We start from the raw sequence: 1,450 nt of genomic DNA, 5'->3' as shown, positions 1-1,450 counted from the left end.
AAGGAATGAGCGCCCGAGCGAAAGAGAAATCTTATGCGCCATATATCTCACAGCAAGGTGTATAAGATCGTATGCATGAAACAGTTAAAGAAGAGTTCTTGAAAAAAAGGTTGTAGATTAAAGTAAACAACTAAGAACAAACACTTTAAATCAAGAACTCATGCAACAAGTTACACAATTAGATTTTAGCGGGCAAAAGATTTTTGCGGGGATAGATGTCCATAAGAAATCCTGGAAGGTAAGCATCCGTAGTGAACAAATGGAACTCAGGACGTTTTCGCAGAACCCATCGGCGGGAGAATTAAGTACTTATCTTAAGCGTAATTACCCATCAGCGGACTACCACGTAGTTTATGAAGCCGGATTTTGCGGTTTCAGTCATCAGCGGGAATTTAGTAATGCAGGGATTAACTGCATCGTTGTAAACCCGGCCGATGTACCCACGACAGGTAAGGAAAAACAGCGTAAATCAGACACCGTTGATTGCCGGAAATTAAGTCAGTCACTAAGTAAAGGAGACCTTACCGGTATTTTTATTCCCTGTATTGAACAACAGGATGACCGGGATATTATTCGCACATACAATCAAACGGTAAAAGATCAGACGAGATATAAAAACAGGATCCAGGGTTGGCTTCACTTCCAGGGGATAACGTTCGGTGAATCAGAGGGCCGTTATTGGTCAAATAATTTTACCAACTGGCTTAAAAATCTGTCATTGAGTCCTTCGGCAAGGACAGCCCTTGACCTTAAACTTCAGGGTTACCTACAGGCCAGGAGCATGGTATTGGCCGCCACCAGGCAGGTGCGTATTTTGTCCAGGCAGGCGCGTTATAAGGAAAGAATAGCCCTGATCAGGACAATTCCCGGCGTGGGCGAGATTACCGCTTTGTTATTTGTAACAGAAGTGGGCGATGTGAACAGGTTTAAATCGTTCGATGCTTTATGCGATTACGTTGGCCTTGTGCCCAATACTCACAGCACTGGTGATAAAGAAAAAGTATCAGGTCTGACCAGGCGGGCCAATCATCAGCTCAGGGAAAAACTCATTGAAGCCAGTTGGACAGCCGTACGTACAGATCCCGCCTTGACGATGCCTTATAATAATTACTGTAAAAGGATGAAAAAGAACAATGCCATCATCAGGATAGCTAAAAAAATGCTTAACCGGATTCGGTATGTAATGAAAAACGAATGCCCGTATGTAATAGCGGTTGTGAAATAATAAACAACAAAAGTGCAGGATAAAACAATCTGTTTTGTTATCAGATGATAAACCGGAATGAGAAATCCGCAGCCCCTTTTGAGGTGTCTGCTTTGTATAAGACTACGGTTATCATTTTATCAAATAATTTAAACGCGATGCTGCGGCCCGTAATGGTGTCTGCTTATAGGAGATTGATTGGTATTTATCGGTGCATTAACGTAATTGAAAATCGGTGAAGGTTTT

General features: G+C 42.3%; 1 protein-coding gene. It reads left to right on the top strand.

Features of this window, described 5'->3' with window-relative positions:
* The first annotated feature begins 160 nt into the window (after positions 1–160).
* Positions 161–1,225 (top strand): IS110 family transposase, encoded by a 1,065-nt coding sequence (locus FHW88_RS29965; protein WP_176629135.1) that lies wholly within the window; start codon positions 161–163, stop codon positions 1,223–1,225.
* Positions 1,226–1,450 lie beyond the last annotated feature (225 nt).

It is taken from the genome of Mucilaginibacter sp. SG538B, assembly GCF_013376065.1.
GTDB classification, from domain to species: Bacteria; Bacteroidota; Bacteroidia; order Sphingobacteriales; family Sphingobacteriaceae; genus Mucilaginibacter; species Mucilaginibacter rubeus.
The sequence above is the reverse complement of the archived record's forward strand: the minus strand, read 5'-3'. Positions and strand labels throughout refer to the sequence as shown.

What these genes read in the sequence shown, in the direction of transcription:
- FHW88_RS29965 (WP_176629135.1), top strand. Translation starts at nt 161, where the DNA reads ATGCAACAAGTTACACAATTAGATTTTAGCGGGCAAAAGATTTTTGCG.